The organism is Tistrella sp. (assembly GCF_002684955.1).
Classification (GTDB): Bacteria; Pseudomonadota; Alphaproteobacteria; order Tistrellales; family Tistrellaceae; genus Tistrella; species Tistrella mobilis.
This window is the reverse complement of record NZ_NYWI01000086.1, coordinates 221,599-247,148: the sequence shown is the minus strand read 5'-3', so window position 1 is coordinate 247,148 and position 25,550 is coordinate 221,599. Positions and strand designations below refer to the sequence as shown.

Genomic DNA, 25,550 nt, shown 5'->3' with positions numbered 1-25,550 from the left:
GTTCGTGTTCTTCTGGGTGCTGCTGATCTGCATCGCCTCTCAGGCCTGAACCGCGCCCGGCCGGGGCCGCGATCAACCCGGCGGACCGGTCAGGAAGCTGCGCCGCCACGACCACCAGCCGCCGGGGTCGGCCACCAGCTCGGCCAGCGGCATCAGGCTCCGGCCGCTGCGGGGGTCGTCCACCTGCACCCGGTCATCGGCGGCGATGCCGGAAATCGCCACCAGATGGGCGCCGCCGAACCCCAGCGCGATCTCGGCCGCGATCACCCGGCCGGCGGTGATCTCGGCCCGGATTTCCTCTGCCGTCAGCGGCCGGTCGATCCGCGCCGTCAGCAGGCCCAGCGCCTGAAGCACCGCCTCGGCCGGGGCCGGTTTCGGATCGAACCGGCCGAAGATCCGGATCACCAGATCCCGCTGCCCCGGCGCATCCTCCAGGCCGTAATGGGCGGCAAAGGCACTGCCCAGCGCCGCCCAGCACAGGCAGGGCGCGATCTGCGGTTCCAGCCGGAAGGCCAGATGGCAGCTCCGGGGCGGGGCCATCAGATCCCGTCCGGCACCGCAACCGCCAGCGCGCCGCAGGCCTCCAGCCGGCGCACCGCCGCCAGCAGCACCGACCGGTCCAGCCCGGTCCGCGCCTGCAGATCGGCGAAGACCAGCCCGCCGGCCGCGGTCAGGGCCATGGCGGCCGGGTCGTCCGCCGCCACCACCAGCTGCGGCCGTACCCGCCGGAACCGCACCGCCAGCCGGCCATCGGCCGCGCGGTCGATGGCATCGATCCCCGGCCCCGGCCCGATCCGGCAGCGGTCGAGCAGATCCGCCGCCTGCGCCGCCGTCAGCACCAGATCCCGGTCGCGGAAGCGCAGCCGGGTGCAGCCGTGGCGCAGGGCCAGGCCGATCAGCTCGGGCAGCCGCATTGGCATATCGGTGCCGAAGCCGCCATCGACCAGGATGCAGGCATCGGCCGGCGCCATCGGCGCCGGGCTCAGCCGGGCCAGGATCCGCGCGGTAAGCGCCCCCAGCCGGCCGCCGTCGCGCCCCGCCTCTGCCCGCCCGGGCTGGTCCTCGCCCATAGGGCGCGGGCGCATCAGCACCCCCCAGCCGGGGCCGCCCCAGGCGATGCACCCGGAGGTGTTCCCCTCCGCCCGCCGCCATCTCGGGCCGTCCTCCGCCGGGTCGCGGGCCAGGTCGTCGAAGGGCGGGCCGATCCTCTCCAGCAGCGCGGTCAACCGGCCCAGCAGATGATCGTCGACCCGGGCGACCAGCTCGCCGCCCGGAACCGCCCCCATGGCGCGGGCCACCCGCGGGGCCAGGGCTTCGGGCACGGTCATGGACAGCCAGTGCAGGGCTGCGCGCAGGGTGGTGATCAGGGCTTCGGCAATCCGCCCCTCGGCCTGTTCCAGCCCGGCCTGACAGACCGCCAGATAAAGCTGGTCGCTTTCCGAACGCAGGCCCAGCGTGATCGCGAAGGCGCGCTCGTAACAGGCCCGCGCCTCGGGGATCTGGCCGGCCTGACGGTGCAGACGGGCCAGGTTGATGGCGTTGATATAGCCGAGATGCCAGTCCGGCGGGTCGAAGCCGCGCAGCCGGGTCTCGATCTGGTGCTCGAAGGCGAAGGCATCGTCGATCCGGCCGGTGCGCAGCTTCGCCAGGGCCGAAATGTTCAGCAGATACAGCCACATCGGGTCGCGGTCGGCCGGCGTGGCCAGGGCGCGGGCCTCGCCGAACAACCGGTCGGCCTCGGCCGGCCGGCCGGTCATCACCAGCCCCCAGGCCTTGGCGGTGGCAAGCTCGCGGCGAAGCGGCGCCGACAGGCCCGGCTCGGGATCGGGCCGGTCGGCGGCGCCGGTGAAATCCATCACCGCGATCCGCATGGCCTGGGCCTGCGCTTCCAGCGCGCCCCGGGTTTCGGCATCCGCCGTTGCGGGCAGGGCCGCCTCGATCAGCCGCAGCGACTGGCGCCAGCCGCCCTCGGCAAAGGCTGCCGCGGCGCCGGCCGACAGGATCTCGGGCCGCCGGTCCGCAACCGGCTTCAGGGCCTCGGCGCGGGCGCGCTGCCAGAGCGGCGGGTTCGCCGGCACCTCGGTGCATCCGGCTGCCGCCGCTGCCCGCGCACCGGGCAGGATCAGCGCCGCGCCGCCAAGGCCCGCGATCGCAGGCAGGATCTGATGCGGCCCTTCCTCTTCTGCACCCGCATCTTCGGGCCAGGCGAGACCGGGGCGGTCGGGATCGGCCCGGTAGGCCACGGTCGGGCCCGCCGGCCCGTCGGCGGCGATCGCCGCGATCGGCAGCTCCGCCGGGGCGGGTGCATCCGGCGGCACCGCCACCGCCACGGGCAGTTCGCTCAACCGGTTCAGCAGCCGCAGCAGCCACAGATCTTCGGCCATCCAGCCGTGATCCGCCGCCGGCCCGGCGATCAGGATCGCCCCCACCCCCTGACGGCGGGCGGCGTCGGCGATCGCCACCGCGGCATGATGGGCGGCGAGCACGGTGGCGTCGCCCATGGTCTCGCGATCGATCAGTGCGGCCACCACCCGGTCGGCCGGCGGGGCCCCGGCAGCCTCTCCGGGCACGGGGCCCTGATCGCCCGGAAGATCCAGCCCCAATTGTCGCCCCAGCTCGCGGGCCAGCCAATGCCCCCGCCAGCTGCCGAGCGTGAGGTCCGCCACCAGCAGCGGGCCCGACACCGCCAGCCGGCCGGCCAGGCGGCAGAGGTCCATGTCGCTCTCGCAGACCACCGCGAAGGCCGGATGTGATGCGGGGGTAGGGATGCGATGGCTGTCCACCTCAGACGGCCTCCCGCCCGATCGCATGCATATAGACCGTGGCGTGGTTGACGCCGTCGATGCCCAGCAGGCGATCGATCCTGCGGTCCTGGAAGCCGCCGATATTCCACACCCCCAGCTCCAGCGCGGTCGCGACCAGATTGAGGTTCTGGGCCACATGACCCGCCTCGATCAGGGTGAAGCGATAGCCGCGGTCGCGATATTTGAAGGTGCTGCGCCGGAACAGGGCGGTCTGGAAGATGGTGACCGTGGCACCGCGGATGATCTCGGGCTGATACAGGCAGGGGGCGAAGGCCTCGGTCATGTCGCCATCCATGATCCGGCGCAGGCAGTTCGTTTCCGGATCGTAATGGTGCAGCCCGGGCTGCAGGCCGTCGACCAGGCCGCGGTCGTGGACATACAGCTCCAGCGGGAACAGCCCGCCGCCCGACGGCACATTGCGGAACGGCCGCGGGAAATGGGTGCCCTCGTTCCAGCGGTTGATGCCATAGGCGTGGTGCAGCAGCGAGGCCAGCGTCTCCAGCGCCATGGGGGTCGGCACCAGGCCGCGCGGGGTGTGGCGGCGGGCGATCGCCTCGCCCAGGCCGCGGGGGAAGGGCGGAAACCGCTCCGGCCCGGGCAGGGGCACGGCATCGGCACTGTCATAGACCAGCGCGTTTTTCAGCCGGGTCATCCAGTCCACGACCACCTGGTTGGGCAGGGCGTCGTCATAGCCCGAGGATTTGCTGTTCTCGTGAAAGGTCTCCCACAGCAGGTCGGTTTCCGCCTCGCCCCAGACGAGGTCGTCCCAGCTCGGGCCATCAGCTTTCATGGGGGTGCTCCGCGATCGGGGGCCGGGTGGCCGTCAGGGGAAGGGATGGGGCATGGGGTTGTCGCCGGTCGACCGGTCGATGCCCGGATGGCCCAGCGCCTGGGGCACGGTCCACAACCGCCGCCCGCCCAGCGCCCGCAGGCGATAGCCCATGTAAAGCGGGTGGTAGCCGGGCACGAGCGCGCGCACCACGTGGAAGCCCAGCGCCGCGACATCGGGGGTGGCCAGATCGGCGATCAGCACGTCATGGCCGGTGCCGGCGATGGCCGTGACCACGGCATCCAGGTCGCCGGCCGGATCGCCGGTGGTGCGGTCCGGCAGGTCGGCCAGATCGATCTCCCGCGGCGAGGCATGGAGGAAATCCGCATGCCGCGCCCGTTCCGGGCTGATCCAGAAATTCACATGGCTGACCTGGCTGTAGACGTTGCGATGACCGGGCTCGATCTCGATCCGGCCCAGCTCTCCCATCAGCTGGCGGACATAGCGTTCGGTATGGGCCAGTTCTTCCAGCGATTTGGTGGCGGCGACCAGGGGCGACAGGTCGGTCGCGGCGGCGACGGCCAGCGGCGCATTGCCCGCACGCCGGCCGCGGAGCACGGTCATGATCGTGGGGATGCGATTGTCGTGGCTGATATTCATCATATGGACGTCGTAGCCCACCGCCACGAAGCGCCGGATGGCGTCGCGATGGGCCGGGGCCAGGCTTTCCGGGCGGATCCTCTCGCGTGAGACCATGGCCTGCCAGGTGATGGAGAAACAGTCCCGCTCCACCACCTCGCAGATCCCGCCCAGCGCCGCCTGGGCGAAGCTGCCATGGCAGGCGAGGCCGGTCGAGATGGACTGGGCCAGCGGCCATTCGTCGCCGTTGCGCGGAAACAGATAGGGCAGGTGCACGAAACAGGCCGGCACATGGCGGATCCGGCCCGAGACCAGGCTTTTCGCCGGCATCCAGCGCACATCCGACCGGCCGTTGAAGGGCTGGTAGGTGAAGTCCGGATCGTCGAACTGGGCTGCGTCGAACAGGGCGAAATCCTGGGGCGCGACGCAGTCGAACGGTGCCGCGTCATAGGGCACCATCGGGTAGTCGCGGCGGTCATAGACCGCGGCGGCATAGCGTTCGATGGCCTCGCCGATCGCCTTGGCCAGCGCGATCCCGCGCGAGGTGGAGCCGCCGCCGCCGATCGAGAAATTCTGATGGCCGGAAAAGGCGGTGGTGTCGCCGGCCGTGGTGACGTAGCGGAAATATTCGGGCGAGCCGGCCTCGCGGTCATGCTCGCGGATCTCGCCCAGAATGCCGACCTTGGGGTCGTAGAGCAGGGGCACGATATCGGGCAGGGCACCCAGCGGCCGGCGGGTGCGGATGCCGCGGCGCAGGGGCATGGCCTCCACCCTCGTTTCCACGTGGCCCTGGGGCCTGACGCGATCCGGGCCCTCAACGCGATCCGGGCCCTCAACGCGGTCCAGGTTCTCAACGCGGGCCATCGGGACCTCCCATCGCTTCCACCTCGGCCCAGCGCTCCGGGTTCAGCACCACCTTTTCAAGCGCCAGCTTGCCGGCGTGTTTCATCGGGCTGCAGACCGGGCAGCGCGGGGCCTTCAGCACCCGGCTCGCCACCATGCTCGATCCCATCAGGTTGAGTTCGATCAGCTTGCCCACCCGGCGGGGCAGCAGGTCGGCGGCGAAGCGCAGCAGTTCGAAGGCGGCGAGCGGCGCCGCCATGGCGATCAGCGCCGGATGGGTGCCGGACACGTCCTGTCCCCGGGCCAGGATCTCTTCCATCAGGCGGCGGTCCGACGGACGGCCCTTCAGATGGGAATTCTGCCGGGCGTCCAGGCATTCCAGGCAGGCGGTCTCGTCGGGGATCGACAGGGGGCCGAGGCGCGCGGTCAGATCCTCGACGATCACCGGCAGGAAGGGGCGGTTTTCGGCGGCGGCCAGGGCATTCCAGGGCTTCAGCAGGCCCAGCCCGCCGAATTCGGCGCAGGCGACCACGATGTTGGCGGCGCGCACCGCCTCGTCTGCCTCTGCGGTATCCACGATGGTCAGCCCCGCGGGCAGGCCGCGCTCGTAAAGCGCATGGTTGCGCAGCGGCACGTCGTCGATCAGCACCGCCTGCCAGGTGCCATAGCGGCCGAGATGGTCGATCAGCGCCAGGCTGAGGGCATTCACCCCCACCAGCGCGATCCGGCCGCCGGTCGCGCTGCGGATCTGGTCGCGGGTCATGCCCAACTGCCAGAAGAACACATCCTCGCTGTCCTCGTGGCGCGGGGCTGCGTCGGTGGGGGCGCCCGGGCCGCGCAGCTCCGCCAGGCGGCGGATCGCCAGTTCGCGCAGCAGCGCATCGACCCGCGGCCGGTCGATCGGCGGGAAAAGGGCGAGGAGGTCGTGCCGGCTGCAGAATGCATCCGACGCGACCTCCTGCAGCCGGGCCACGATCTCCGCGATACCGTCGCCGTCGAGCATCAGGCGAAGGGCACCCCTGCGGATAAGCGTGCCGGCTGCGGTCTCGGCCAGTTGGAACGGTAGAAGCCGGATCAGCAGGTTGCCGTCATTCATCGATGTCCCCTCGGGGTCGGCGTGCGGGGGCGGGGTCGTGTGTTGGTATGCTGGACCGGTGGTGTTGCCGGTCGGTCAGGCGGCGTCGGCGACCGTGTCGACCACCGCGCCGGCGGTGCAGCAGCAGGCGGGGGTGCAGGTGCAGCAGCAGCCGGCACCCACGGTTGCCGTGTCATGGCTGCCGTGGAAGGGGTGGGCGCGGAAGGCCTCTTCGATCGACTGCACGTCGCGCACCGCCAGCGCTTCGGTGCGGGTGGTGTGGTTGCCCCAGGCGAGCGCGACCAGATCGCCTTCCAGCAGCTGCGAGGCAGCGCTGGTCAGCTTGCCGTTATCGCCGCCGAGCGAGGTGATGGGCGTGCCGAAATCGGCATAATCCTTGGCGAAGTTCGTCATGAGTGCTCTCCTTTTGTCGCATGCGAGGCCGCACCGGATATTAAACCGTAGATACAGTTCGTCATCAACATACCCACGAAGAAAGATTCAAATCGACTCAAAACGCCGCAATGACGCTTGTCATCTCTTGAGAGGGTTGTGCCGGCAGATGGCGTTGGTCGCCGCGGCCTGTCCTGGACAGGTGTGCTGTGCGTATCATGTCACGAAGCGGTGCGTCCCGATGCGGACCGCCCGGCCCCCTGGCGATGCCGCTTGCATCCTCTGCCGGGCTGTGGCTCGATGTGAATCCGGATTCACATCGTAAGCGGCCGCATCGGCACGGCCCGCAGGAGGCAGACATGGCGAGGTCGACGGCGGCGGCCGGCGTGGTCCCGATCACCGGAACGCGGGAAAAGCTGTGCAGCGCCGGCTTTGCGATTCTGCGCCGTGCCGGCTTTTCCGGCCTGTCGGTCAGCGCGGTCGCCGAGGATGCCGAGGTGGCGGTGGGCACGGTCTATCGCCATTTCACCTCCAAGGCCGAACTCTGTGCCGAGCTGTTCCGCCGCGCTTCCACGCATGAACTGAAGGCGGTGGCGGATGCGATCCGCGGCCAGGGGCCGGCCGACCGGCGGATCGCCAATGCGATGGCGACCTTCGCCGCCCGTGCGCTGGCCGGCCGGGCGCTTGCCTATGCGCTTCTGGCCGAGCCGGTCGATCCGTTGGTCGATACCGAGCGGCTGGCGGCGCGCCGGCGCTATACCGCGCTCTATGCCGAGGCGGTGGCGACCGGGTTGGCCGAGGGCGACCTTGCCCCTCAGCCGCCGGAACTCGCGGCCGCGGCCATGGTCGGCGTGGTCAGCGAGGCCTTGGTCGGGCCGCTGGCGCGGGCCCGCATCGTCGATCCCGGCCATGGCGTGCTGACCGAGGCCGATGTGATGATCATCGCCGAGATCGTCGGCTTCTGCCGCCGCGGCCTGACCGGCCGACCCGACGTCACCATCGATACGCTGCGCATCGCCCGCCGCGCGGCCGAGGCCGTGGGCCGCGGCTGACGCCACGCCCTCTGTCATCGTCATCACCTTCCCCGGAGGATCCCCCCATGACCGATCAGAGCCTGAAGGCCGCCGGTTCGCCCCAGCCGCTTCCCGGTGCCACCCATGCCGTCTTCAACCAGACCCCGCCGCTGGAGGCCAACCTCTTCACCGGCGATCATGCGCTGGTCGAGGCGGTGGACGGTTTCGGCGGCGGCTGGGCCTTCGAACATCTGTCCGACTATGGCGCGAAGACCGGCGGGCCGCTGATGGCGCTGGGCTTCGATGCCAACCGGTACACGCCCGAGCTGGTCACCCACGACCGTTACGGCAACCGGATCGACGAGGTGCGTTTCCACCCCTCCTATCATGCGATCATGGCCGAGGGGATCGGGGCGGGGGTGCATGCCTTCGCCTGGAACGAGCGCCGGCCCGGCGCCATGGTGGCGCGCTCGGCGCTGGTCTATCTGCACTGCCAGGCCGAGGCCGGCACCATGTGCCCGCTGACCATGACCTTCGCCGTCGCTCCGGCGCTCGAGGCCGAGCCGGCGGTCGCCCGTAACTGGCTGCCGGGGGTGCTGTCGCGCGACTACGACCCTCGGCCCCTGCCGGCGGCCGAAAAGCGTGGCCTGACGCTGGGCATGGCGATGACCGAGAAGCAGGGCGGGTCGGATGTTCGTGCCAATACCAGCCGCGCGGTCCGCGTCGGCCACGAGGACGGCCAGGAGGTCTACGAGATCACCGGCCATAAATGGTTCTGCTCGGCGCCGATGTCCGATGCCTTCCTGACGCTGGCCCAGACCGAGGCCGGGCTGACCTGTTTCCTGCTGCCGCGCCGGCGCCCCGACGGCAGTCGCAATGCCGTCCATCTCCAGCGGCTCAAGGACAAGCTCGGCAACCGCTCCAACGCGTCTTCCGAGATCGAGACCCGGGGTGCCTGGGCGGTCAGGGTCGGGCCCGAGGGCCGTGGCGTGCGCACGATCATCGAGATGGTTCACCACACCCGGCTGGACTGTGCGCTGGGCTCCGCCGGGCTGATGCGTCAGGCGCTGACCCAGGCCATCCACCATGCCCGCCACCGCCAGGCCTTCGGCAAGCGACTGGTCGATCAGCCGGCGATGATGAATGTGCTGGCCGATCTGGCGCTGGAGCAGGAAGCCGCCATGCGCATGGTGATGCGTCTGTCCCAGGCCTTCGAGGCGCGGTCGAGCGAGCCGCAGGAGGCGGCCTTCGCCCGCATCGCCACCGCGATCGTGAAATACTGGGTGTGCAAGCGCGCGCCGGGCTTCGTCTACGAGGCAATGGAATGCCTGGGCGGCAACGGCTATGTCGAAGACAGCGGCCTGCCCCGGCTTTATCGCGAGGTGCCGGTCAACGCGATCTGGGAAGGCTCGGGCAATGTCATCGCGCTGGACGTGCTGCGTGCCCTCGGGCGGGAGCCGGCGGCGCGCGAGGCGCTGGTGGCGCATCTGACCCGCGCGCGCGGCCAGGACAGCCGCTACGATGCCCATCTGGACGCCACGCTGCGCGCGCTCGGCTCCAATGACGAGATGGAGTTCCGGGCCCGCCGTCTGGTCGGCGATCTGGCGGTGGCGCTGGCCGGGGCCGAGCTGATGGAGCGCACGCCCCAGAGCCTGGCCGAGGCCTGGTTCGCCAGCCGGCTTGCCGGCGATCATGGCGGGCTCTACGGCACGCTGGCGCCGGGCGTCGATGCCGCCGGCATCGTCGAGCGTGCAGCCGTGGCGGCCTGACACACGAAGCCCACTCGACCGGCGGGGCGGCCGGGGCCAGAATGGCGTCATCGACACGTCATACACCCCCGCCGTCCCGACCGGAGAGCGCCATGCCTGCCGACCGACCCGCCGTCCGCGGTGTCCCCGACCCCGATCCCGCCGCCGCCTCTTACGGCCGCGAGGATGTCGAGATCCTGGCGCGCGAGGTGGTCCATCAGGGCTATTTCCGCATGGTGCGGCTGACGCTCCGCCACCGTCTTCTGGCCGGCGGCTGGAGCGCGCCCTTCACCCGCGAGATCTTCGAGCGGGGCACCGCGGCCGCGGTGCTGCCTTACGATCCGGTGCGCGACGAGGTGGTGCTGATCGAACAGTTCCGCCCCGGCGGGCTCTACGGCCCTGCCGATGCCAGCCCCTGGATGGTGGAGATCGTGGCCGGCATCATCGAGCCCGGCGAGACGCCCGAGGCGGTTGCCCGGCGCGAGGCGGTGGAAGAGGCCGGGCTTGAGCTTGGCCGGATCGAAGCCATATCGACTTATCAGCCCTCGCCCGGCGCCTGCGACGAATGGTTGCATCTCTATGTCGGCGAGGTGCGGGCCGAGCACCGCGGTTCGACCGGCGGCCTTGTGGAAGAGCACGAGGACATCCGCATCTTCGCCCTGCCGCGCGAGGCGGCGGTGGCCCTGCTGGATGGCGACCGGCTGGACAATGCGACCACCATCGTGGCGCTGGGCTGGCTGGCCCGCCACGGCGCGGCGCTGAGAGCGCGGTGGCTGAGCGATCGCAAGACCAGGGAGGAGGAGGCATGACCAGCGCGGACAGAACCGACAAGGATGGGGCCGACCTGGCCGGACGGCTGGGGCTGGGCAATTCCGCCCCGGGGGCCCGGCCGGCGGAACAGCGCCGGGGGCCGTTCTTCTGCGGCGATATCGACATGCGCATCGCCCGCGACGGCACCTGGTTCTACCAGGGCACGCCGATCGGCCGGATGCCGCTGGTCAAGCTGTTCTCGACCGTGCTCCACCGCGACCAGGATGGCGACTACTGGCTGGAGACCCCGGTCGAAAAATGCCGCATCCAGGTCGAGGACGCCGCCTATATCGTGACCGCCATGCGCATCGAGGGCGAGGGAGACGACGCCCGGATCATCTTCGGCACCAATGTCGATACCGAGGTGCCGCTTGACGCCGACCCCCCGCTGGTGCTGCGCCCGCGCCCCGAAAGCGGTGACCCCGCCCCCTATCTGGCGGTCGGCCGCGGGCTGGAGGCGCTGCTTAGCCGTTCCGTCTATTATGAACTGGTCAATATAGCCGATCTGGCTATTTCGCCCGAAACCGGAGAGGAATTGCTGGCGGTGAAAAGTGCCGGTCTGACCCATTATCTGGGCTCCCCCGATATCGAACTCGCCGAGCAGCCGCGCCGCGCCGGAGGCCGCGCATGACCACCGGTGCCGATATCGCCGCCCTGTTCAACGAGCCCAATGCCGCCGGCATCGACCCGGCGATGCCGGCGGTGAACGGCGACTATGTGCTCAACCCCGGCTCCCGCCATGGCGGCGCCAAGCGGCCGGCGGCCGTGCTGGTGCCGCTGGTGGAACGGTCCGGGGGGCTGACCGTGCTGCTGACCCAGCGCACCCAGCATCTGCATGCCCATGCGGGCCAGGTCGCCTTTCCCGGCGGCCGGGTGGACGAGGGCGATATCGATGCGGTGGACACGGCCCTTCGCGAGACCCGGGAAGAGATCGGCGTCACCCGCGACCATATCCGGATCATCGGCCGGCTGGACACCTACGAAACCATCACCGGCTTCCATGTGGTGCCGATCGTGGGCCTGGTGACGCCGCCCTTCGAGGTGATCCCCGATCCCTTCGAGGTCGCCGACGTCTTCGAGGTGCCGCTCGCCTTCTTCATGGACCCGCGCAACCGCAAGCGCCATTCGCTGGAACGCGGCGGGGTGGTGCGCCACTGGTATGCCTTTCCCTTCGGGCGCTACTACATCTGGGGGGCGACCGCGGGCATGCTGGTCAATCTGACCCGGGTGCTGGATGCCGGGCTGTCGCTGAAGGACACCGATGGCGAAGGCCGCATGCCCGGCCCCAGGGTCGCCGATTTCGCCGCCGCCGGCACCATGACGGCCGGGGCGGGCTAGGCCGGGCGATGCGGATCCTGCTGACCTATATCCTGCCCTTCCTTGCCCCCTTCCTTGCCTATGCCGCCTGGATGGCCTGGGCCGGACGGGTGGAGCGGCAGCGGGGCAGCCGGCCCGATGCGCCGCCGGTCTGGGTCACCGGGCTTGCGGTGGTGGTGCTGGCGGCGGCATTGTTCCTGGTGGGCCATGCGGTCGGTCCCCGGCCCGACCCGGGCGTCTATGTTCCACCCAGGGTGGAGGACGGCCGGATCGTCCCGGGCCATTACGGGCAGGACTGACCGCGCCCATCTTCGCCTTACCGTCCGTCCCCCGCTCCAGCGTGACCCCCGCATCATGGCCGACGCCCCCGAACCCCTTCTGCCCGCGCGCACCGATCCCGTCCGAACCGATGTCGTGCTGCCGCCCGAGATGGCGGCGGCGCCCGTGCGCCGGGTCTTCGCGGCGCTGGCGGCCGCGGGCGGCGAGGCGCGCTTCGTGGGTGGTGCCGTCCGCGACCTGATCTCGGGCGACCCCATCGGCGATATCGACGTCGCCACGACCCTGGAGCCGCCGGCGGTGATGGCGGCGGCCGCCGCCGCCGGGATCAAGGCGGTGCCGACCGGCATCGAGCACGGGACCGTTACGCTGATCGCCGACCGGTTTCCGGTGGAGGTGACGACGCTGCGCCGCGACGTCGCCACCGACGGGCGGCGGGCGGTGGTGGCCTTCAGCCGCGACTGGGCCGAGGATGCCCGGCGGCGCGACTTCACCGTGAATGCCATGTCGCTGGACCTTGCCGGCCGGCTCTACGATCCCTTCGACGGGCTGTCGGATCTGGCGGCGGGGCGGGTGCGGTTCATCGGCGATGCCCGGCGGCGGATCCTGGAAGACATCCTGCGCATTCTGCGCTTCTTCCGCTTCCAGGCGCGGCTGGGCCGCGGCGAGCCCGACCGGGCGGCCGTCGATGCCTGCCGGGAATTCGCCGAGCGCATCCAGGCGCTGTCTGGCGAGCGGATCCGCGAGGAATTCCTGCGGATTCTGGGCGGACCGCGCGTGGCCGGCGGCGACGGCATTCTGCTGCTGATGGCCGATCTGGGCGTGCTCGACCAGGTGCTGGGCGGGATCGTCGACACGGGGCCCCTGGACGCGCTGATCGCGATCGAAGAGGCGCTGGACATGGCCGATGCCGCACGCCGGCTGGCGGTGCTGACGGCCACCTGCGGCCCGGCCTTCGGGGCCGTCGACCACTGGCGCCGGCGGATCGAGCGGCTGAAACCGTCGAACCAGCTGGCGGCCCGGGTGGGGGCGGTGGCCGAGGCGACGGCCCGCCTGCCGGCCAGACCGCCGAGCCCGATGACGGTGCGGGTGGCCGCCTATCGCGAGGGGATCACCACCATCCGCGACCGGCTGTTCGCCGGCTGGGCCCGGGCACAGGCCCGCGGCACGCTGGCGGCCGACGACGAGGCCGGGTTCCGGTCGGCGATCGGGGCGCTGTCGGGCTGGAGCCAGCCGCATCTGCCGCTGGGCGGCGCCGATCTGATCGCGCTTGGCCTGAAGCCCGGCCCCGGTCTGGGGCAGGCGCTGTCCGAGATCGAGGCCTGGTGGCTGGACGAGGGCTTCGTCCCCGACCGCGGCGCCTGCCTTGCCGAGGCGCGGCGCCGCTTCGTGCCCATCGGTACCAGTGCGGGCGGGGGCAGCAGCACGGGCGGGGGCGGCCGCTAGGCGAAAGCGTCAGCCAGGCCGTTCAGCTGCGGCCGACGCCATGCACCGGGCAGCCGGCGGGGGTGAGGGCCGAGGGTTCGAAATGTGCCTCCTCTGCCGCATCGCCCCCCTCGAACCAGGCGATCCAGCGCCGCAGGATGCGGCCGGTATACAGCACCGGCATGTCGTGGCGGTACAGCTCCTTGCGCATCTCGGCGAAGGCGGGATCCTGATGGCTGGCATACCAGTGGTGACGATCGGTATCCAGATAGGTGGGGCAGAGGCCGGTATCGGTGATCGAGACATAGTTCCGCACCGTGCGCTCGGCAAAGCGCTGCCACAGCTCCGAGGCCCGGGCGAACAGGGCCCGGCGGGTGCGGTGATCCGCAATCTCGAACACTTCGCAGTCATGCGCCTGCAGGCAGAGATCGCGGGTGAACATCGAAAAGGCATAGACGTCGGAATTGAGGTTGGCGCAGATCACGGGCGCCGCCATCATCGGGTCGTAGAGCGGATCGCCCGGATCGGCTGCCGCCGGGCAGAAGGCGACGGCATCGAAATCGTCGAAGAGCAGCCGCCGGTTGGTGACCGGGCAGGTCAGCTCGATCGCGCGGTTCAGCTGGCCGCCATCGACCAGGACCTCGGGCGGGCGGGTGGTCAGCACCGACATCAGATCGGCCATGCGCCGGATGGCGGTGGCGACCGGTTCCGGCGGCAGCATGCCGCCATCGGGGCGGGTGGCCACGAACAGCCCGGCGACCGTGCGGCGCGCCTCCAGGGCTTCCACGAAACCCGTGAAGGCGCGGCGCACGTCGTCGGGGGTCGCGACCGGGGCGATGTAATAGCGGTTGCGGAGGAACTCGCGGCGGCCGGCGACACAGCCGAGGCCGCTGACCATCCAGTCGCGCAGCGTGTCGAGGGCGTCGTCTCGCGTATCCGTCCCGGCGGATGTTTCCGGGGCGGCGTCGTCGGCGGGGGATAAGGGGATCATGGGACGAACCATTTCGGTCGTGGATCCGGGGTGCGAATTCATCTATCTATAATAGAACGCACCTGAGAATCATAATTATAAGTTGACGACGATGCCGTGATAATCGTTTCAGCTGCAGGATCGTTTCCTCCCGAACCGCGCCCTCCGAGGTCTCCCCCCGATGACCGCCTCCTCGACCAATTCCGACCGGCCGGCGGCCGTGTCCCGCGACGACGATCGCAAGCAGCCCCGGGTCATGGTCGGGCTTGTGGCGGTCAACCTGCTGTCAGGGCTTGCCCAGATCGTCCAGATCGGGGCGACTGCGCCGTTGCTGGCGCTGATGCTCGACGGGCGCGGCGTCGATGCCGGCACCATCGGCCTGGTGGCGGCAGCCCCCTGGGCGATGATCCTGCTGGTTTCGCGCTTCGTGCCGGCGATCATCGCCCGGCTGGGGCTGGCGGGAACGGTGGCCCTGGCGCTGATCGTGGGGATCGCGGCGCTCGGCGGCATGGCGGTGGTGGAAGATCCGTTCGCCCTGGCGGGGTTGAACGCGCTTGCCGGCATCGGGCTGATCCTGCGCTGGATCGCCTGCGACACCTGGATCGTGCGCATCGCGCCAGAGGCGATCCGCGGTCGTGCCATCGGCACCCACGAAACCCTGATGGGGCTGGGCATCGCGCTCGGCCCCGGGCTGGTGGCGCTGACGGGCCATCAGGGCAGCCTGCCTTTCCTGGCGGCGGCCGCGGTGATGGCGGCGGCGATCCCGCCGCTGGTGGTGCTGAAACGGCTGGGCTTCGACGGCCGGCCGGGCGTCGCGCCCGTCCGCGACGGCGCCGGCCGGCGATCGGGCTGGGGGCTGGTGCGGCTGCTGCCGGTGGCGCTGACCGCAGCCTTCGCCTGCGGCGTGGCCGAGACCGCCTCCATCGCCTTCCTGCCGCTTTACGCCGCGGCGGCCGGCATGGGGGCGGTGGCGGCCCCGCTCTTCGCCACCGCCTTCGGCGCCGGCGGCACGATCCTGCAGATCCCGCTCGGCGCCATCGCCGACCGGCTGGGCTTCGACCGGGCCCAGGCGCTGGCGGCGACCGCCGTCATCCTGGGGGCGATCCTGCTGCCGCTGGCCGACGACGCGATCCTGCCCTGGCTGATCGCCTTCCTGTGGGGGGGCGCGGTCGGCGGGCTGAACACGCTGGCGGTGATCGAGGCGGGCGCCCGGGTCGACGAGATGCGGATGAGTGCGGCCATGACCGCGATCGCCTTCTGCTACACGCTGGGCGGTTTCGCCGGCCCGGCCGCCGCCGGCCTCGCCACCGAAATGCTGTCGATGCACGGCCTGCCCATGGTGGCGGGCGCCGCCGCACTGGTCGTGCTGGCGGTCTGGGCGGTCAGGCGCGGGGCTGAAAGCTGAGCAGACGGCCCCGCGGCTCAGGGCCACTTCGCATGCGGTGGCATGGACATCAGGATCGCCTCGGTGTTGCCGCCGGTCTTCAGGCCGAACTGGGTGCCCCGGTCGTAGAGCAGGTTGAATTCGGCATAGCGGCCGCGGCGGATCAACTGATAGTCGCGCTCGGCCTCGGTCCAGGACCGGTTCATATGGGCCCGGATGATCGCAGGATAGGCATCCAGGAAGGCGAGCCCGACATCGCGGGTGAAGGCGAAGTCGCGCGCCCAGTCGCCGCTGTCCAGATAGTCGTAGAAAATGCCGCCCACGCCGCGGGTCTCGCCGCGATGGGGCAGGAAGAAATAGTCGTCGCACCAGGCCTTGAAGCGCGGATAGTAATCGGCGTCATGGGCGTCGCAGGCGGCCTTGAACGCCCCGTGGAAGCGCGCGGTATCGGGGGCGTGCGGGGTGATCGGGGTCAGGTCGCCGCCGCCGCCGAACCAGCCGAGCGTGGTGCGGATATGGCGGGTGTTCATATGGGCGGCCGGCACATGCGGCGACCACATATGCGCCACCAGCGACACCCCCGCAGCCCAGAACTGCGCGCCGGCGCCATCGGCACCGCCGGGGGCCGGGTCGCGGTCGGCGCCGGGGATCTGCTTCGCGAATTCGGGCGAGAAGCCGCCATGGACGACCGAGATGTTCACGCCGACCTTTTCGAACACCCGGCCACGCATGACGGACATCTCGCCGCCGCCGCCGCCCGGCCGTTCCCACGCCGTGCGCTCGAACCGGCCGGGGGCGAGATCCGGGTTCATCGGCCCGGCATAATCATCCTCGATCGCCTCGAACGCCGCGCAGAGCCGGTCGCGCAGCTCGCGGAACCAGCCCGATGCGGCCTGGCGGCGTTCGGCCGCGACCTCCGGATCCTCGGGCGGGCTGGTGCGGGCGCGGGCGTCGAGCACGGCGCGGGCGTCGAAACTCATCGGCTGGTCTCCTCGGGGAGGACTGGCTGGGGCGGGCAGGCGACCGGCTCTGCCGGAAATCCACCGGTCTGGCGCAGTGCCTCTCCCAATATCATGGATGCGGCCACGGCGACATTCAGCGATCGCATGCCGGGCACCATCGCGATCCGCACCCGGGCATCGACCGCGTCGTGCACGGCATCGGGCACGCCGGCGGTTTCGCTGCCCATCAGCAGCACGTCGCCGGGCCGGAAGGCGAAATCGGTATGCGGCACCGCGCCGCGGGTGGTGGCCAGCACCAGGCGGCCTTCCGGGGCCTCGGCGCTGCGTGCCGCGACGAAACCGGCCCAGTCGGCATGGCGACGGATCGTCGCACGCTGGGCATAATCCATGCCCGCCCGCTTCATGCGGGCATCCGACAGAATGAAACCGCAGGGCTCGATGATGTCGATGCCGATGCCCAGGCACGCGCACAGCCTTATGCAGGTTCCGGCATTTCCGGGGATGTCCGGTTCGTACAGGGCGAGGCGCATGGCGGGCTCCGGGTGAAGGAGACGTGTCTCTCTTGCCGCGGTCGGCGGAAAAATATCGGGGCGGGACACCGATGACGGGCGACGGATCGCGTAGGCGTCTGTAACATGCCCAGGGGGGCATCCTTTGCAAAGAGGGCGTTTTTTCGGTATACCCCTTTGCGACACGGCAGTAATCCGACCCGTTCGGGCAAGAGGTGGTGCCTCGCTTCGGGCGTTGGACGAGTGGCCGTGATCGACGGGAGGAAAAGGAACGACGTCGGGGCTTCGCAAGGCCACCCTATGGTGGTGCGACAACCTGACGCATCCACCAGTCCGGGTGCCGCGGACAGTATCCGTGTATATCGGCGGATCCCCGGGAACGGGGAAACGGCGGGGACGGAGTGAGCGGTGTTCGGCCGGATCCCGTGCGACCGCAGGCGAGACCGAGGCTTTACGCCCGATAAGGTGTGAGAGCGACGAAAGGTTTGCGAAATGGCGAACACGGTGCCATCCGGCGACGGCCACCACGACCATGGTGACGATGCCACGCGCCGCGACTTCCTGATGCTGCTGGCGGGCGGCGGCGCTGCGGTGGGTGCCGCGGCTCTGGCATGGCCGCTGATCGACAGCATGAATCCGGCGGCGGACGTTCTGGCGTTGTCGTCCACTGAAGTGAACATCTCCCAGATCGAGGCCGGTCAGTCGGTGACCATCACCTGGCGCGGCAAGCCGGTGTTCATCCGTCACCGGACCGAGAAGGAGATCGAGGAGGCCCGGGCGGTCAATGTGGCCGACCTGCCCGATCCGCAGCCCGATGCGGATCGCGTCGAAAAGCCGGAATGGCTGGTGGTCGTCGGCGTCTGCACCCATCTGGGCTGCGTCCCGCTGGGCTACCAGGGCGATTACGACGGCTGGTTCTGCCCGTGCCATGGTTCGCATTACGACACGTCGGGCCGCATCCGCAAGGGTCCGGCACCCGCGAACCTCGCCGTCCCGGAATATGCGTTCCTGGACGACAACACCATCCGCATCGGGTAAAACCAAGAACAGGGTTGGGGTTAGGCGATGAGCAGTCCCTCGACCGGCAGCCGTGTGTCGAACTGGATCGACCACCGTTTGCCGATCATCTCCTTCGCGCGGGAACACTTGATCGAGTACCCGGCGCCGCGGAATCTGAATTACTGGTGGAACTTCGGTTCGCTGGCGGGCATCGCGCTGGTCCTGCAGATCGTGACCGGCATCGTGCTGGCCATGGCCTATACCGCGCACACGTCACTCGCCTTCGACAGCGTCGAGCGCATCATGCGCGACGTGAATTTCGGCTGGCTGCTGCGCTATGCGCATGCCAACGGCGCGTCGATGTTCTTCATCATCGTCTACATCCACATCTTCCGCGGTCTGTATTACGGCTCGTACAAGGCCCCGCGTGAGATCCTGTGGTGGCTGGGCGTGATCATCCTGCTGCTCATGATGGCGACCGCTTTCATGGGCTATGTGCTCCCCTGGGGTCAGATGAGCTTCTGGGGCGCCACCGTGATCACCAACCTGTTCTCGGCCATACCATTGGTGGGTGAGAGCATCGTGACCTGGCTCTGGGGCGGCTTCTCGGTCGACAACCCCACGCTGAACCGCTTCTTCAGCCTGCATTACCTGCTGCCCTTCGTGATCGTCGGCGTGGTGGTTCTGCATCTGGCGGCGCTGCACACGCACGGCTCCAACAACCCGCTGGGCATCGACAAGAAGACCAAGAAGGACGTCATTCCCTTCCACCCGTATTACACGATCAAGGATCTGTTCGGGCTGGGCGTGTTCCTGACCTTCTTTGCCGTCTTCCTGTTCTTCGCACCGAACTTCTTCGGCGAGCCGGATAACTACATCCCGGCCAACCCGCTGGTCACGCCGGCGCATATCGTGCCCGAATGGTACTTCCTGCCGTTCTACGCGATCCTGCGCTCGGTCCCGAGCAAGCTCGGCGGCGTGCTGCTGATGTTCGCCGCGATCTTCGTGCTGTTCCTGCTGCCCTGGCTGGACACCTCGCGGGTTCGCAGTGCGAAGTTCCGCCCGGTGTTCAAGGTCTTCTACCTGCTGCTGGTGGTCGACATCCTGGCGCTCGGCTGGGCGGGTGGTCAGCCGGCGGAAGGTGTGGCGGTGGTCATCGGCCAGATCGCCACGGCCTGGTACTTCCTGCACTTCCTGGTGCTGCTGCCGCTGCTCGGCTGGTTCGAACGGCCTCGGCCGCTGCCCGAGAGCATCGCCTCTGCCGTGCTCGGTGACCGCGCGATGGAGAAGGCGTGATGCGTAAGCTCCTGATCAGCACCCTCGCCGGCCTCGGCGCCCTGATGGGCGTCCAGGCCACCGCGATCGCTGCCGAAGCGGTCGAACTGCCCGAGGTCTCGTTCAGCCACGAGGGCCCGTTCGGCACCTATGACCGTGCGGCGGCGCAGCGCGGCTTCCAGGTCTTCGAACAGGTCTGCTCGGCCTGCCACTCGGCCAAGTATCTGGCATTCCGCAACCTTGCCGACCTCGGCTACAACGAGGACGAGATCAAGGCGATTGCGGCGAAGAAGCAGGTCCAGGACGGCCCGGACGACAATGGCGACATGTTCATGCGCCCGGCCGTCGCCTCGGATCGCTGGCCCAGCCCCTATGCCAACGAGAAGCAGGCCCGCGCCTCCAATGGCGGTGCCTATCCGCCGGACCTGTCGCTGATGGCGAAGGCCCGTCTGGGTGGCGAGCACTACATCTATGCGCTGCTGACCGGCTATACCGAGCCGCCGGCGGGCATGGAAGTGCGGCCCGGCATGTATTACAACGCCTACTTCCCGGGCCATCAGATCGGCATGCCGCCGCCGCTGGCAGCCGACATGGTGCCCTATGGCGACGGCACGCCGGCGACCGTGGAGCAGATGACCCACGACGTGACGGTGTTCCTGACCTGGCTTGCCGAGCCGAAGATGGAAGAGCGCAAGCAGACCGGTATCAAGGTGATCCTGTTCCTGATTGCGCTGACCATCGTGTTCTACGTTGCCAAGCGGCGGATCTGGGCCCGCATCCATTGATGCAGCCTGACTGATCCGACCGGATCGAAACGGGGGTCGCCCTTTTGCGGAGGGGCGGCCCCCGTTGCGTTTCAGGCCCCCGTTGCGTTTCGGGCCCCCGTTGCGTTTCGGGCCCCTGTCGCTTTTCGGATTGTTGCATTCAGGCCACGGCTCGGCCAGGGTGTGCCGCTCCGGATGTGCAGGAAAGGGCGCCGTGTCGCGGGAACCTGGTGGCGGGTGCTTAACGCAGGGTAGAAAATTCCTGCCGAACCACGCAGAATGCGAGCAGCCGGGAAGAGCAGGGCCCGCGGATGGATCCGGGGCCGGATGACGAGACGAACCAGACGAGGGGTGACGGGCATGGCATCGACCAGTGCAGCGGGCGCAGGCATCGGATTGGGCAGCGACGGCCGCCCGGTGATCGGCATCATCGGCGGCAGCGGCGTCTACGACATTCCGGGCCTGACCGATATCGGCTGGCGGCGGATCTCCTCGCCCTTCGGGGCCCCCTCGGACGAGTTGATGTTCGGCCGCCTGGGCGATGTGCAGCTGGTCTTCCTGCCGCGCCATGGCCGCGGCCATGTCCATGCGCCGTCCGACCTCAACTACCGTGCGAATGTCGATGCGATGAAGCGGGCGGGCGTGACCGAGATCCTGTCGGTCTCGGCGGTCGGCTCGCTGAAAGAGGATCTGCCGCCCGGCACTTTCGTCATCGTCGACGATTTCATCGACCGCACCTTTGCGCGTGAGAAGAGCTTCTTCACCAAAGGCTGCGTCGCCCATGTCTCCATGGCCCATCCGGTCTGCCGGCGTCTGGGCGATGCGGTGGAGGCGGCGGGCCAGCGGCTCGGTCTCGATATCCGCCGCGGCGGCACGTATATCGCCATGGAAGGCCCGCAATTCTCGACGCTTGCGGAATCGAAGCTCTATCGCAGCTGGGGGGCGAGCGTCATCGGCATGACCAACATGCCCGAGGCCAAGCTCGCCCGCGAGGCGGAGCTGTGCTACGCGACCGTCGCCATGGTGACCGATTTCGACTGCTGGCATCCCGAGCACGACAAGGTGACGGTGGAGCAGGTGGTGAAGGTGCTGCTGGGCAATGCCGATCATGCCCGCGCCCTGGTGAAAGAGGTGGCGCCCGCGCTGGCCGACCGCCGCGAGCCCTGCCACGCCGGCTGCCACACGGCGCTCGATCATGCCCTGATCACCGCGCCCGAGAAGCGCGATCCCGAGCTGCTCGCCCGGCTCGACGCCGTCGCCGGCCGCGTGCTCGGCGCCTGATCCGCCCACAGAGATCCGGAGCCCCGCCCCATGGACGAGAGCCGTTTCACCCACCGCACCGTCTGGCTGGAAGCCGACGGGCGGACCGTCGGCATCCTGGACCAGACCCGGCTGCCCTTCGAGACCGTGGACGTCCGGCTGACCAGCCTGACCGATGCCGAAACCGCCATCCGCGACATGCTGGTGCGCGGCGCGCCGCTGATCGGTGCGGTGGGCGCCTACGGCATGGCGCTGGCGCTGGCGGAAGACCCGTCGGATGCCATGATCGCCACCGCCTATGACCGGTTGTTCGCGACCCGGCCAACCGCGATCAACCTGCGCTGGGCGCTGGATGATCTGCGCGAACGGGTGACGCCGCTGCCGGAAGCGGCGCGGGCCGATGCCGCCTATGCCCGCGCGCGGGAGATTTCTGACGAAGATGTGGCGATCAACCGGGCGATCGGTGAGAACGCCTTCCGGCTGATCGAGGCGCGTTACGAGGCGATCGGCCGCAGCCGGCCGGTGGAGATCCTGACCCATTGCAATGCCGGCTTCCTGGCGACGGTGGGCTGGGGCACGGCGCTGGCCGGCATCTTCCTGGCCCATGCCCGCGGGATCCCTGTGCATGTCTGGGTGGACGAGACCCGGCCGCGCAGCCAGGGCGCCTATCTGACCGCCTGGGAGATGCGCTGGGCCGGCGTGCCCCATACCGTGATCGCCGACAATGCCGGCGGGCATCTGATGCAGCACGGCCGGGTCGACATGTGCATCGTCGGCACCGACCGGGTCGCCGCCAATGGCGATGTCTGCAATAAGATCGGCACCTATCTGAAGGCGCTGGCCGCCCATGACAACGGCGTGCCGTTCTATGTGGCGCTGCCCTATCCGACCATCGACTGGCGGATCGCCGACGGCGTGCGCGACATCCCGATCGAGGAACGGTCGGCGACCGAGGTGACGGTGGTGCGCGGGCGGCTGCCCGATGGCGGCATCGCCGATGTGACGGTGATCGAGGACAGCCCCGCCGCCAACCCGGCCTTCGACGTGACCCCGGGCCGGCTGGTCACCGGGCTGATCACCGAACGCGGCGTCTGTGCCGCTTCGGCCGAGGGGCTGCGCGGCCTTTATCCCGAGCGTGCCGCGGCCGAGTGACCGCGCACCCGAACCGGCCTGCCTGCGAATTGAAGCTGAGGTGAAGACGATGCAGAACCGCTGGTCCGATGCCGATGCGGCCGCCATGGTCGCCCGCTATGTCGATCAGGGTGTGAACGAGGATCTGGCGCTCAGGGTCTATACCACCCGGCTGCTCGGCTCCGATCCGCGACTGGTGCTGCATGGCGGCGGCAACACCTCGGTCAAGACCCGGATGACCGACATCCTGGGCGATCCGCTGGACGTGCTGTGCGTGAAGGGCAGCGGCTGGGATATGGGGGTGATCGAACCCGCAGGCCTGCCGGCGGTGCGGCTGGAGCCACTGCGCCGGCTGGAGCGGCTGGAGGCGCTGACCGACGAAGAGATGGTCAATGTCCAGCGGCTGAACCTGCTGGACTCGACCGCCCCCAACCCCTCGGTCGAGACCCTGCTCCATGCCTTCCTGCCGCAGAAATTCATCGACCACACCCATGCCAATGCGGTGCTGTCGCTGACCGATCAGCCGGATGGCGAGGCGATCGTCCGCGAGCTGTATGGCGACCGGGTCGCCTATATCCCCTACATCATGCCGGGCTTTCTGCTGGCCAGGACCGCGGCGCGGATCGTGCGCGAGACGCCGGGCGTCAAGGGCATGGTGCTGCTGAAGCACGGCATCTTCAGCTTCGACGACGACGGCCGCACCGCCTATGAGCTGATGATCGATTTCGTGTCGATGGCCGAAGAACGGCTGGCCCGCGGCCGGCGGACGCTGGTCCAGGCGGCCGTTCCGGCGGGGCTGGCGCCGGTTGCCGCGGTGGCGCCGGTGCTGCGCGGCCTGACGGCGCTGGCCGACCCTGCCGCCGAGGGCGGGTGTCGGCCTTTCGTTCTGGAACATCGCGCCGGACCGGCGGTGATGGCCTTCGTCAATGCCGTCGATCTGGACCGCATCGCCAATTCAGGGGTCGCGACGCCGGATCATGTGATCCGCACCAAGCCGGCCCCGCTGATCCTGCCGTCCCCCAGGGCGGATGACCTCGCGGGCTTCAGGGCGGCGGCAGAGGCGGCGCTCGGCCGCTATGTCGAGGCCTATCACGCCTATTTCGCCCGCAACAATGCGCGGCTCGGCGGCATCAAAACCGAGCTCGACCCCATGCCGCGGATCGTGGCGGTGAAGGGGCTCGGCATCTTCGCGCTCGGCAAGTCGTCGAAGGAGGCGCGGATTGCGGCCGATGTCTACGAGGCCGCGATCGAGGTGATCACCGGTGCCGAGGGCATCGGCCGCTTCGAGAGCATTTCCGAAGCCGATCTCTTCGATGTGGAATACTGGTCGCTGGAACAGGCGAAACTGGGCAAGGGCGGCGAGAAGCCGCTGCAGCGCCGGATCGTTGCCGTCACCGGCGGGGCAGGGGGAATCGGTGCGGCCACCGCCCGGGCCTTTGCCGCCGCCGGTGCCGAGGTGGCGGTGCTGGATCTGACCCCCGAGGCGGCAGCCGGGGTGGCCAGGCCGCTGGGCGGTATCGGCATCGCCTGCGACGTGACCGACCCGGCCTCGGTGACTGCCGCGATCGAAGCGGTGGTGGCGCGCTTCGGCGGGCTCGACATTCTGGTCAGCAATGCCGGTGCCGCCTGGCAGGGCCGGATCGGCGAAGTGGACGAGGCGGTGCTGCGCCAGAGCTTCGAGCTGAATTTCTACGGCCATCAGCGCGCCGCCCAGGCGGCGGTGAAGGTGATGAAAGCCCAGGGCTTCGGCGGCCAGCTGCTGTTCAATGCCTCGAAACAGGCGGTCAATCCGGGCCCGGATTTCGGCCCCTATGGCCTGCCCAAGGCGGCGACGCTGTTCCTGTCGCGGCAATATGCGCTCGATCACGGCCGCGACGGCATCCGCTCGAATGCGGTCAATGCCGACCGGGTGCGGTCGGGGCTGCTGACCGACGAGATGGTGGCCGCGCGCTCCAAGGCCCGCGGCCTCAGCGAGGCGGATTACATGGGCGGCAACCTGCTGGGGCGCGAGGTGACGGCGGCCGATGTCGCCCAGGCTTTCGTGGATCTGGCGCTGGCGCAGAAGACCACCGGCTCAGTCACCACGGTCGACGGCGGCAATATCGCTGCGGCCCTGAGGTAACCGGAACGGAAAGCTGAGGTAACCGGGACGCAAAGCAGAAGAGGGGGCGGCTGCCCCCTCTTGCGATGCCGTGTCGGATCGGCCGTATCAGGCCGGGCTGCCGGAGCGACCCAGGGCCTTGCGCAGCTGCGGCTCCACCAGATCGGCCAGCTTGCGCATCGCCCGGCTTTCGATCTGGCGCACCCGCTCTTTCGAGATGCCGAGTTCCGAGCCCAGCGCATCCAGCGTCGCCGAGGCCTCGGCCAGATGACGGCGGGTGATGATCAGCCGTTCGCGGGCATTCAGCGCCCCCAGCGCGCCGCGGACGATGCGCTTGCGGAACGAGGCCAGATCGCGTTCGACCAGCTGCTCTTCCTGGTCGGGCTTGTCGTCGGCCAGCTGATCCAGCCATTCATCGCCGCTGTCGGCCGACATCGGCGCGTTCAGCGACTGGTCGCCGCCCGAGAGCCGCATCTCCATCATCCGCACGTCGCGGTCGCGCACGCCCAGCGTGGTGGCGATCTGGCCGACATCGGTCGGGTCCAGGCTTTCCGAGGCGCGGGTTTCGTCGCTGCGCCGCAGGCGGGCCTTCAGCTTGCGGAGGTTGAAGAACAGCGCCTTCTGGGCGGCGGTGGTGCCGATGCGCACCATCGACCAGGATCGCAGGATATAGTCCTGGATCGCGGCCTTGATCCACCACATGGCATAGGTGGCGAGCCGGACCCCGCGTTCGGGATCGAACCGCTCCACCGCCTGCATCAGCCCGATGGAGCCTTCCTGGACCAGCTCGTTCATCGGCAGGCCGTAATTGCGGTAGCGCGAGGCGACCTTGATCACCAGGCGCAGATGGCTGCGGACCAGAATATCGGCAGCCTCGCGGTCACCGGCCTTCACCCGCATGGCCAGATCGGCCTCTTCCTCGCGGGTCAGCAGGGGCTGGCGCTGGACGGCCGAGAAATAGCGGGTGTCGCCGCGATCCTGGCTGCGACCCGCGGCACGGACATTCCTGGTCAGCCGGTCGATCATGACGTCCCTCCAGACTCTCATGGCCTTCGCAACATCGTGAATGTACAGGATTCCATA

At 69.5% G+C, this 25,550-nt stretch carries 24 protein-coding genes; 14 read left to right on the top strand and 10 right to left on the bottom strand.

The features are described 5' to 3' along the window. Positions 1–72: 72 nt before the first annotated feature. From CMO28_RS29275 to CMO28_RS29250, 6 genes are all read right to left on the bottom strand, one after another. Complete coding sequence (locus tag CMO28_RS29275; RefSeq protein WP_296720970.1) at positions 73–540, bottom strand: papain-like cysteine protease family protein; 468 nt, start codon at positions 538–540, stop codon at positions 73–75. Next, positions 540–2,783, bottom strand: a complete 2,244-nt coding sequence (locus CMO28_RS29270; protein ID WP_296720967.1) for a tetratricopeptide repeat protein — start codon at positions 2,781–2,783, stop codon at positions 540–542. The genes CMO28_RS29275 and CMO28_RS29270 overlap by 1 nt, the downstream gene beginning before the upstream one ends. 1 nt (position 2,784) lies before the next feature. Continuing rightward, entirely contained in the window at positions 2,785–3,594 is an 810-nt protein-coding gene (locus tag CMO28_RS29265; protein ID WP_296720964.1) for a SagB family peptide dehydrogenase, read from the bottom strand. Between the two features lie 33 nt (positions 3,595–3,627). Next, entirely contained in the window at positions 3,628–4,974 is a 1,347-nt protein-coding gene (locus tag CMO28_RS29260; RefSeq protein WP_296720962.1) for a YcaO-like family protein, read from the bottom strand. An 88-nt stretch (positions 4,975–5,062) separates the two neighbouring features. After that, positions 5,063–6,151, bottom strand: a complete 1,089-nt coding sequence (locus tag CMO28_RS29255; protein ID WP_296720960.1) for a TOMM precursor leader peptide-binding protein — start codon at positions 6,149–6,151, stop codon at positions 5,063–5,065. Positions 6,152–6,226: 75 nt separating this feature from the next. After that, positions 6,227–6,544 (bottom strand): hypothetical protein, encoded by a 318-nt coding sequence (locus CMO28_RS29250; RefSeq protein ID WP_062764570.1) that lies wholly within the window; start codon positions 6,542–6,544, stop codon positions 6,227–6,229. A 338-nt stretch (positions 6,545–6,882) separates the two neighbouring features. Between CMO28_RS29250 and CMO28_RS29245 the strand changes: the two genes are divergently transcribed. The 7 genes from CMO28_RS29245 (at position 6,883) to CMO28_RS29215 (ending at position 13,133) form a co-directional block, all read left to right on the top strand. After that, positions 6,883–7,575, top strand: a complete 693-nt coding sequence (locus CMO28_RS29245; protein ID WP_296720956.1) for a TetR/AcrR family transcriptional regulator — start codon at positions 6,883–6,885, stop codon at positions 7,573–7,575. 47 nt (positions 7,576–7,622) lie between these two features. Continuing rightward, positions 7,623–9,305 (top strand): isovaleryl-CoA dehydrogenase, encoded by a 1,683-nt coding sequence (locus tag CMO28_RS29240; protein ID WP_296720952.1) that lies wholly within the window; start codon positions 7,623–7,625, stop codon positions 9,303–9,305. Positions 9,306–9,397: 92 nt separating this feature from the next. Then, entirely contained in the window at positions 9,398–10,093 is a 696-nt protein-coding gene (locus CMO28_RS29235; RefSeq protein WP_082828561.1) for an NUDIX domain-containing protein, read from the top strand. Continuing rightward, positions 10,090–10,725: a DUF1285 domain-containing protein gene (locus CMO28_RS29230; protein ID WP_296720946.1), complete on the top strand. Its 636-nt coding sequence runs from the start codon at positions 10,090–10,092 to the stop codon at positions 10,723–10,725. Before CMO28_RS29235 ends, CMO28_RS29230 begins: the two co-directional genes overlap by 4 nt. Then, positions 10,722–11,432: a CoA pyrophosphatase gene (locus CMO28_RS29225; protein WP_062764558.1), complete on the top strand. Its 711-nt coding sequence runs from the start codon at positions 10,722–10,724 to the stop codon at positions 11,430–11,432. Before CMO28_RS29230 ends, CMO28_RS29225 begins: the two co-directional genes overlap by 4 nt. Before the next feature lie 8 nt (positions 11,433–11,440). Further along, positions 11,441–11,710, top strand: coding sequence for a DUF6111 family protein (locus CMO28_RS29220; protein ID WP_014747760.1), 270 nt, complete (start codon positions 11,441–11,443; stop codon positions 11,708–11,710). 55 nt (positions 11,711–11,765) lie between these two features. Next, entirely contained in the window at positions 11,766–13,133 is a 1,368-nt protein-coding gene (locus CMO28_RS29215; protein ID WP_296720941.1) for a CCA tRNA nucleotidyltransferase, read from the top strand. 22 nt (positions 13,134–13,155) lie between these two features. On the opposite strand, the gene CMO28_RS29210 is transcribed toward CMO28_RS29215, so the two are convergent. Further along, positions 13,156–14,103, bottom strand: a complete 948-nt coding sequence (locus CMO28_RS29210; protein WP_296720937.1) for a hypothetical protein — start codon at positions 14,101–14,103, stop codon at positions 13,156–13,158. 160 nt (positions 14,104–14,263) lie between these two features. On the opposite strand from CMO28_RS29210, the gene CMO28_RS29205 reads away from it, so the two are divergent. Continuing rightward, positions 14,264–15,487 carry an MFS transporter gene (locus CMO28_RS29205; RefSeq protein WP_296720935.1) on the top strand — a complete coding sequence of 408 codons (1,224 nt, stop codon included), beginning with the start codon at positions 14,264–14,266 and terminating at the stop codon, positions 15,485–15,487. A 17-nt stretch (positions 15,488–15,504) separates the two neighbouring features. Here the strand turns inward: CMO28_RS29205 and hemF are convergent, their stop codons facing one another. Both hemF and CMO28_RS29195 read right to left on the bottom strand, forming a co-directional pair. Beyond that, positions 15,505–16,446, bottom strand: a complete 942-nt coding sequence (hemF, locus tag CMO28_RS29200) for an oxygen-dependent coproporphyrinogen oxidase (RefSeq protein ID WP_014747755.1) — start codon at positions 16,444–16,446, stop codon at positions 15,505–15,507. Then, complete coding sequence (locus CMO28_RS29195; protein WP_296720932.1) at positions 16,443–16,958, bottom strand: tRNA (cytidine(34)-2'-O)-methyltransferase; 516 nt, start codon at positions 16,956–16,958, stop codon at positions 16,443–16,445. Before CMO28_RS29195 ends, hemF begins: the two co-directional genes overlap by 4 nt. A 471-nt stretch (positions 16,959–17,429) precedes the next feature. Between CMO28_RS29195 and petA the strand changes: the two genes are divergently transcribed. The 6 genes from petA (at position 17,430) to CMO28_RS29165 (ending at position 24,488) form a co-directional block, all read left to right on the top strand. Further along, positions 17,430–17,975, top strand: a complete 546-nt coding sequence (gene petA, locus CMO28_RS29190) for a ubiquinol-cytochrome c reductase iron-sulfur subunit (RefSeq protein ID WP_062764546.1) — start codon at positions 17,430–17,432, stop codon at positions 17,973–17,975. Between the two features lie 27 nt (positions 17,976–18,002). Next, complete coding sequence (locus CMO28_RS29185) at positions 18,003–19,232, top strand: cytochrome b (RefSeq protein ID WP_062764543.1); 1,230 nt, start codon at positions 18,003–18,005, stop codon at positions 19,230–19,232. Continuing rightward, positions 19,232–19,996, top strand: a complete 765-nt coding sequence (locus CMO28_RS29180) for a cytochrome c1 (RefSeq protein ID WP_296720925.1) — start codon at positions 19,232–19,234, stop codon at positions 19,994–19,996. Before CMO28_RS29185 ends, CMO28_RS29180 begins: the two co-directional genes overlap by 1 nt. A 339-nt stretch (positions 19,997–20,335) precedes the next feature. Next, positions 20,336–21,256: an S-methyl-5'-thioadenosine phosphorylase gene (locus CMO28_RS29175; protein WP_014747750.1), complete on the top strand. Its 921-nt coding sequence runs from the start codon at positions 20,336–20,338 to the stop codon at positions 21,254–21,256. A 30-nt stretch (positions 21,257–21,286) separates the two neighbouring features. Further along, entirely contained in the window at positions 21,287–22,387 is a 1,101-nt protein-coding gene (gene mtnA, locus CMO28_RS29170; protein WP_296720921.1) for an S-methyl-5-thioribose-1-phosphate isomerase, read from the top strand. Between the two features lie 49 nt (positions 22,388–22,436). Continuing rightward, positions 22,437–24,488, top strand: coding sequence for a bifunctional aldolase/short-chain dehydrogenase (locus tag CMO28_RS29165; protein WP_296720917.1), 2,052 nt, complete (start codon positions 22,437–22,439; stop codon positions 24,486–24,488). An 87-nt stretch (positions 24,489–24,575) separates the two neighbouring features. On the opposite strand, the gene CMO28_RS29160 is transcribed toward CMO28_RS29165, so the two are convergent. Next, positions 24,576–25,493, bottom strand: a complete 918-nt coding sequence (locus tag CMO28_RS29160; protein ID WP_062761462.1) for an RNA polymerase factor sigma-32 — start codon at positions 25,491–25,493, stop codon at positions 24,576–24,578. Positions 25,494–25,550: the final 57 nt, after the last annotated feature.

What these genes read in the sequence shown, in the direction of transcription:
- CMO28_RS29275 (WP_296720970.1), bottom strand. Translation starts at nt 540, where the DNA reads ATGGCCCCGCCCCGGAGCTGCCATCTGGCCTTCCGGCTGGAACCGCAG.
- CMO28_RS29265 (WP_296720964.1), bottom strand. Translation starts at nt 3,594, where the DNA reads ATGAAAGCTGATGGCCCGAGCTGGGACGACCTCGTCTGGGGCGAGGCG.
- CMO28_RS29260 (WP_296720962.1), bottom strand. Translation starts at nt 4,974, where the DNA reads ATGCCCCTGCGCCGCGGCATCCGCACCCGCCGGCCGCTGGGTGCCCTG.
- CMO28_RS29255 (WP_296720960.1), bottom strand. Translation starts at nt 6,151, where the DNA reads ATGAATGACGGCAACCTGCTGATCCGGCTTCTACCGTTCCAACTGGCC.
- CMO28_RS29250 (WP_062764570.1), bottom strand. Translation starts at nt 6,544, where the DNA reads ATGACGAACTTCGCCAAGGATTATGCCGATTTCGGCACGCCCATCACC.
- CMO28_RS29245 (WP_296720956.1), top strand. Translation starts at nt 6,883, where the DNA reads ATGGCGAGGTCGACGGCGGCGGCCGGCGTGGTCCCGATCACCGGAACG.
- CMO28_RS29240 (WP_296720952.1), top strand. Translation starts at nt 7,623, where the DNA reads ATGACCGATCAGAGCCTGAAGGCCGCCGGTTCGCCCCAGCCGCTTCCC.
- CMO28_RS29235 (WP_082828561.1), top strand. Translation starts at nt 9,398, where the DNA reads ATGCCTGCCGACCGACCCGCCGTCCGCGGTGTCCCCGACCCCGATCCC.
- CMO28_RS29230 (WP_296720946.1), top strand. Translation starts at nt 10,090, where the DNA reads ATGACCAGCGCGGACAGAACCGACAAGGATGGGGCCGACCTGGCCGGA.
- CMO28_RS29225 (WP_062764558.1), top strand. Translation starts at nt 10,722, where the DNA reads ATGACCACCGGTGCCGATATCGCCGCCCTGTTCAACGAGCCCAATGCC.
- CMO28_RS29220 (WP_014747760.1), top strand. Translation starts at nt 11,441, where the DNA reads ATGCGGATCCTGCTGACCTATATCCTGCCCTTCCTTGCCCCCTTCCTT.
- CMO28_RS29215 (WP_296720941.1), top strand. Translation starts at nt 11,766, where the DNA reads ATGGCCGACGCCCCCGAACCCCTTCTGCCCGCGCGCACCGATCCCGTC.
- CMO28_RS29210 (WP_296720937.1), bottom strand. Translation starts at nt 14,103, where the DNA reads ATGATCCCCTTATCCCCCGCCGACGACGCCGCCCCGGAAACATCCGCC.
- CMO28_RS29205 (WP_296720935.1), top strand. Translation starts at nt 14,264, where the DNA reads ATGACCGCCTCCTCGACCAATTCCGACCGGCCGGCGGCCGTGTCCCGC.
- hemF (WP_014747755.1), bottom strand. Translation starts at nt 16,446, where the DNA reads ATGAGTTTCGACGCCCGCGCCGTGCTCGACGCCCGCGCCCGCACCAGC.
- CMO28_RS29195 (WP_296720932.1), bottom strand. Translation starts at nt 16,958, where the DNA reads ATGCGCCTCGCCCTGTACGAACCGGACATCCCCGGAAATGCCGGAACC.
- petA (WP_062764546.1), top strand. Translation starts at nt 17,430, where the DNA reads ATGGCGAACACGGTGCCATCCGGCGACGGCCACCACGACCATGGTGAC.
- CMO28_RS29185 (WP_062764543.1), top strand. Translation starts at nt 18,003, where the DNA reads ATGAGCAGTCCCTCGACCGGCAGCCGTGTGTCGAACTGGATCGACCAC.
- CMO28_RS29180 (WP_296720925.1), top strand. Translation starts at nt 19,232, where the DNA reads ATGCGTAAGCTCCTGATCAGCACCCTCGCCGGCCTCGGCGCCCTGATG.
- CMO28_RS29175 (WP_014747750.1), top strand. Translation starts at nt 20,336, where the DNA reads ATGGCATCGACCAGTGCAGCGGGCGCAGGCATCGGATTGGGCAGCGAC.
- mtnA (WP_296720921.1), top strand. Translation starts at nt 21,287, where the DNA reads ATGGACGAGAGCCGTTTCACCCACCGCACCGTCTGGCTGGAAGCCGAC.
- CMO28_RS29165 (WP_296720917.1), top strand. Translation starts at nt 22,437, where the DNA reads ATGCAGAACCGCTGGTCCGATGCCGATGCGGCCGCCATGGTCGCCCGC.
- CMO28_RS29160 (WP_062761462.1), bottom strand. Translation starts at nt 25,493, where the DNA reads ATGATCGACCGGCTGACCAGGAATGTCCGTGCCGCGGGTCGCAGCCAG.